Source organism: Rhizobacter sp. P3_C12 (genome assembly GCF_056402735.1).
Window position 1 is genome coordinate 1 of the sequence record NZ_JBFUGW010000345.1, and the last position, 5617, is coordinate 5617.

The 5617-nt window shown below is 65.1% G+C and carries 5 protein-coding genes; 2 read left to right on the forward strand and 3 right to left on the reverse strand.

Features of this window, described 5'->3' with window-relative positions:
* The 3 genes from AC1DXV_RS30515 to AC1DXV_RS30525 all read right to left on the reverse strand — a co-directional run.
* A partial coding sequence (locus tag AC1DXV_RS30515; protein WP_477937196.1) for a DNA adenine methylase occupies positions 1-323 on the reverse strand: 323 nt, incomplete at its 3' end.
* A gap of 238 nt (positions 324-561) precedes the next feature.
* Positions 562-807 carry a hypothetical protein gene (locus AC1DXV_RS30520; RefSeq protein WP_477937198.1) on the reverse strand — a complete coding sequence of 82 codons (246 nt, stop codon included), beginning with the start codon at positions 805-807 and terminating at the stop codon, positions 562-564.
* Between the two features lie 128 nt (positions 808-935).
* Positions 936-2204: a S1 family peptidase gene (locus AC1DXV_RS30525; RefSeq protein WP_477937200.1), complete on the reverse strand. Its 1269-nt coding sequence runs from the start codon at positions 2202-2204 to the stop codon at positions 936-938.
* Positions 2205-2383: 179 nt separating this feature from the next.
* On the opposite strand from AC1DXV_RS30525, the gene AC1DXV_RS30530 reads away from it, so the two are divergent.
* On the forward strand, positions 2384-2821 hold the full coding sequence (locus AC1DXV_RS30530; protein ID WP_477937202.1) for a universal stress protein: 438 nt from the start codon (positions 2384-2386) through the stop codon (positions 2819-2821).
* Between the two features lie 88 nt (positions 2822-2909).
* Positions 2910-5617 (forward strand): transglycosylase domain-containing protein (locus AC1DXV_RS30535; protein ID WP_477937204.1); only part of this gene is annotated, 2708 nt, incomplete at its 3' end.

Below are 5617 nucleotides of genomic sequence, written 5' to 3' on the forward strand. Positions count from 1 at the left end.
TAGTAGAACCGAGCAGCGCGCTGCACGTCGGTCAGCGTCTCCGCGGGCGTGTCCTGGATCCACTTGAAAACCTCGCGGCTGGACAGCGCCCATTTGAACTGGCGCACGAACTCCTCGAGGTGATGCTTCACCACGCGGTACAGGTTCACCAGCTCGCCGTTGATGTCGTTGATGACTTCCACGTCCGCCGGCGGGCGAAGGAAGTACAGCGCGGCGCCGCCAGCGAAGACCTCGACGTAGCACTTGTGCGCCGGAAAGCGCGGGATCAGCAGATCGGCCAGGCGTCGCTTGCCGCCAATCCAGGGAACGATTGGGTTGACCATGAGACTCCAGTTGGGGTGTGGGTGCACTGCGCCCCGCCTGCGCCTTGTTGATCTCCTCGGCATCGAGCCCTGCCTTGGCCGCGACCTCACTCGAGGCCTTGAGCCGCCCCTGGGGCCGTCTGAGTCGACACATCGAGACTCTCGACGTGCAAACCACGCTGATGGGGGGGTGGGTACATCGCTCGCGGCGTGTTCGCTCCCAAGTTTGGTCTGGACACGTTGTGCCACGACGCAATGGCTACGCGAGCCCATGGGCGACCGCGTCGTCATAGCTACGGATGATTCTGTAGCCGCGGGCCTTGGCAGCCGCGCATGAGATCGACGATGACTCGGCAAACCGACGCAGGCACGGTTCCGCGCGTACCAGCGTTACCGGCACGACGACGGCGCTTGTTTGCTCGCCATCCGTGAGCTGGTAAGAAGAGTTGCCCAGCGCAACGACGCATCCGCCGATGCCCTTCGCAATCAGTTTGTCCGGGGACATGATCACCTCACTTTGCATGAGCGTCGAGGCAATTGTCTGCCTGTCGCACTCGTGCTCACGTAGCGATGCGGACGACGCCTGATGAATGTGGAGGCGGCACCCGGCTTCTCAATGCTCTATCAGAGGGGTCACCTTTGACGCGCGAGCGCTGGCGGCGCTTCCGCCGGATTGATCTTCAGCTTCTCGAGCAGATCGAGGGCGTGTCTGGCCGGCACCCCGATGTTCGATCCACCGAACTCCAGCAGCATCGCGCGATTGACAGCGATGACTTCGCCTTTCAAGTTTAGGACCGGCCCGCCGCTGCCTCCCTTGGCAGTTTGGGCGTCGTAGATGATTGCTTCGCCCGAGACCTGCCCGACGATCCCCCGGCTCGCGAGCGGCTTGACCAGTCCCGCCTGGGCGAGTTTGAGAACGACCTCGTCTTCATCCACGGGAGGCTGACGGCTCAACTCCTTGAAAAACGCATCCCCCGCGCGCGCTAGAAGGGCTCGGATCCCGGCCGGAAATCCGAGCAGGATCGCCGCGTCGCCGGGATTTGGTGCGTCGCTCGACAGCAGCAGTGGCGACGTATCGCGCGCCGCGCCGTCACCTTGCAAGACGGCCACGTCGTGCGTGTCGCTCGCGCCGAGGAACCTCACGTCGAAGGGCTCGCTCGCACCGGACAAGTAGCCACGCATGCTGCGCATGACCGGTTCGAGGCCGAGCGCCTGGAGCGCTGGCAGCGCTGTCCCGTCCTCCCAGGGCAGTGCGACATGCCGGTTGGTGATCAGCACGCCGTCGCGGTTCACCACGAAGGCCGTGCCAGTGAAGGTGACGTCGATCCGAGGGCCGTTGCCTTCGAGCGTGATTTGCGAATGCCCGCTGGGCCCTCGTATCGGATCTCCGTTCTCGGCGACCGCGAAGCGCAGCGCACGCTTGGTGGCTGGATCTTGAAAGCCGAAGCTTCCCTGGACGAATGCCACTGAACCGGAGGACCGGGCGATGACCTGGCTGACCGCTGTCGACCCGCCTTCAAGCGCCCTGACTCGCTCGTTCGTACCGGCCTGATCCCTGCTCATTTCCTCGCGCAGCAGGTCGAGTTCGCCGCGCTTGAGGGTTTGGCCCTCGAGTGTGCCCAGCAATTCAGCCAGATTGGCGATGTGTCGCTGCTCGCGCACGAGTTGCCGCTCCAGATCACGTGTCCACATACTCTGGTGCGCGATCATGCCAACGAGAATCGACAATGCGATCAGCACGCCGGTTCGCGTCCTGTGCCAAGCACGGATCACCGTGCGACGAAGCCGTGTGCCCAGAAGCCGCGTGCCTAGACCACGCCGCCGCCTGGAACGGTACATAACCACCGCGCCGAGTGCCCAGCGCTTGCGCACCTGCCTGGTACCAGCGGACGGCGTGTCCATCGAATCTCTCCGCGACTGTGATCGTGTTGATTGGACCGGAGCCGGCTCGGCGCGTTCCCTGTTACCGCGCGTGCGGCGGTGCCAGTTCCTCCACGTCCCCTTCGGTTCGGGGGGTGGCACGGGTGAAGGCGAAGAACACAATGAAACCCTGCTTCGCCTACTCTCAATAGGAGGGCAATATGTTCAAGCATCTGCTCCTGCCGACGGATGGTTCTGCGTTGTCCGAGGCCGCGATCGAGCGAGGTTCGCAGTTCGCCAAGAGCGTGCAGGCCAAAGTCACGGGCCTCCACGTGATGCCGCAGTTCCACATCTTGGCCTACCAAGCCGAAATGCTCACGGACATCGAGTCGCAGTTTTCCGCGGATTGCAAAGCGTATGCCGATCGATACTTGGCGGTGATTGGCCGAGCTGCCAAGGAAGCGGGGGTGGCCTGCGACACCGTGGCGGCCACCAGCGATCACCCGTTCGAGCTCATCATCCGTACGGCTCAAGACAGGGGGTGCGATCTGATCGTCATGGCGTCCCACGGGCATCGGGGCGTGCGTGGATTTTTGCTTGGCAGCGAGACGCACAAAGTGCTGACCCACAGCAAGATTCCCGTGCTGGTACTTCGCTGAGCACGGCGCGCACCGCACCGCAGGTGGCGTCGGGGATGGGGTCGCGACCTTGAATGGTCGTGGTGACTTGCCCACTGGGGAGGCGCACTTGTCGGCCGCGACGTTCTTTTCCCTGTGGAAACGGTTCGGTAAGTGGACGATCGCTGCGGTGCTGCTGGTCGTTGCCCTCGGCATCGGCTACGTGGCGAGGGACGAGGCGCGTACGTCGCAGCGGCAGGCGGCTTGGCTGAGTGTCGTTGCGCAGGATCAGCGCTACGAAGTGTTGCCTGGGCCCAGCCCTTCGATCCGCTTTCCCGGGGCCGGGCCCTTCGATGAGCGGCTCGGCTACCACCACTTGCCCGAACTGATCGAGCGCCTCAAGCGCCAGGACTTTGCTGTTTCCGCACAAGCGCGCATGTCGCCGAAGATGCTCGAGTTCGCTGACGAGGGCTTGTTTGTCCCCTATCGAGAGAAGACGCAGGCTGGGCTGAGCTTGCGCGACTGCCGCGGCCAATCGCTGAACGCTGCACGCTACCCCGAGCGCAGCTACGAACGCTTCGAAACGGTGCCATCGCTGCTAGTCGACGCGCTGCTGTTCATCGAGAACCGCGAACTGCTTGACCCGCGCTTTCCCACGCGCAACCCCGCAGTCGAGTGGGACCGCTTCGGCAAGGCGGTGGCCGATCAGCTGCTGCATCGGGTCGACGAGTCGCATCTAGCCGCCGGTGGCAGCACGCTCGCCACACAGATCGAGAAGTATCGCCACTCGCCCGAGGGCCGCACTAATTCAGCCAAGGAAAAGCTGCGCCAGATGGTCTCGGCCTCGCTGCGCGCCTACATGGACGGTGAGAACACGCTGGCACGACGTCGCGAGATCGTCGTCGACTACCTGAACACGGTGCCGCTGTCCGCCCAGCCCGGGTTCGGAGAGGTCAACGGCATCGGCGACGGCCTGTGGGTCTGGTACGGCCGCGATTTCGGCGAGTTGAACCGCCTGTTGGCGGGCACTGCGGACGACAGTGGGCTGTTGCGCGTTCAGCGTCGTGCGCTCGCCTTCAGGCAAGCGCTGTCACTGCTGATCGCGCAGCGCCGCCCAGCTTACTACCTGGCCGAAGGCGAGCCCGCCCTTCAACTGCTCACCGAAAGCTACCTGCGGGTGATGACCGACGCCGGCATCATCACGCCGGAGTTGCGCGATGCCGCGCTGCCGCTTTCGGTGAAGTTGTCGACTCGGTTCGTCGCGACGCGGCCCGCGTCCTTCGTCGAACGGAAGGCGGCGACAGCGGTGCGCGCCAAGCTGCAAGCGCTGCTGGCGATGCCGCGCTCCTACGATGTCGACCGGCTGGACCTCGCGCTGGACAGCTCGCTGGACGGCGAAGCCCAGCGCAGCGCAACCGCGCTGCTGCACGGCCTGGGTGACCCGCGGGCAGCCAAGGCTGCCGGGCTGTACGGTTTTCGGTTGCTCAACGCTGGCGACGACACGCGCAGGATCGTTTTCAGCTTCACGCTGTTCGAACGCGGCAAACGCAGCAATTTATTGCGCGTGCAAACCGACAATCTCGACCAGCCCTTCGACCTCAACGAAGGCGCGCGCCTTGACCTCGGCTCCACCGCCAAGCTACGCACGCTGATCACCTACCTCGAGTTGGTCGCCGAACTGCATGGGCGCTGGAGCGACCTGTCGACCGAGCAGCTCGCCGCGCTGAGCATCAGCCCGCTCGATCCGCTCGGGCTATGGGCCCGAGACCATCTCGCGCGCGTCACCGACAAGGGCCTTGCGACCATGCTGGAGGCGGCGATGCAGCGCAGCTACTCGGCCAGCCCCGCCGAGGGCTTCTTCACCGGCGGCGGCTTGCACCATTTCGAAAACTTCGAGCCTCAGGACAACCACCGTTCGGTGAGCGTGCGGGAGGCGCTCACGCGCTCGGTGAACCTGGTGTTTATTCGCCTGATGCGCGACGTGGTGCATCACCTGATGGCCCGCGGCGAAGGCGAAAGTGCTGTGCTGCTGGAGGATCCTTCCGACCCCCGGCGAAGCGGCTACCTGGCGCGCTTCGCCGACAAGGAAGGGCGTGAATTCATCACCCGCTTCTACCGCAAGTACGCCGGCAAGTCGGCCCAGGACGCCGAAGACCTGCTGCAGCGCGGCGCGCGGCCGACGCCCCCGCGGTTGGCCGCGGCCTTCTACGGCCTCGAACCGGACGCGGCTGCAGACCGCCTGTTGCCCTTCCTCGCGCGGCACCTGCCTCAAGCCGACCTGTCTGTCGCGACGCTGCAAGCGCTGCACGACAAGTACGGGCCGGCTCGCTGGTCGCTGGCCGACCGTGGCCACCTCGCCGGCATGCACCCGCTGGAGCTGTGGGTGGTGGCCTATCTGCGCCGGTATCCCAACGCCACCTTGGGTGATGCACTCGGGGCCAGCCGCGAGGAAAGGCAGGAGGTCTACTTGTGGCTGTTCAAGACGCGCAACAAGGGCGCGCAGGACGCGCGCATCCGTAACGTGCTCGAATTGGAAGCCTTCGCGGAGATCCAGCGTGCATGGCTGCGGCTGGGCTATCCGTTCAGGTCGCTGACGCCGTCGTATGCGACCGCACTTGGCGCGTCCGGCGACCGGCCGGCGGCGCTCGCCGAGTTGATGGGCATCATCGTCAACCGTGGACTGCGTCTACCGGTGACGCGCGTCGCGTCGCTGCAGTTCGCCCGTGGCACACCCTATGAAACTCATCTCGAGTACCAGCCGACGGCGGGCGAACGCGTGCTCGGTGCCGAGATCGCCGACGTGGTGCGGCGGGCTCTGATCGGCGTGGTCGAAGACTG

Bases quoted from the DNA above. Each gene is read 5' to 3' on its own strand.
- AC1DXV_RS30520 (WP_477937198.1), bottom strand. From the start codon at position 807: ATGTCCCCGGACAAACTGATTGCGAAGGGCATCGGCGGATGCGTCGTT.
- AC1DXV_RS30525 (WP_477937200.1), bottom strand. From the start codon at position 2,204: ATGGACACGCCGTCCGCTGGTACCAGGCAGGTGCGCAAGCGCTGGGCA.
- AC1DXV_RS30530 (WP_477937202.1), top strand. From the start codon at position 2,384: ATGTTCAAGCATCTGCTCCTGCCGACGGATGGTTCTGCGTTGTCCGAG.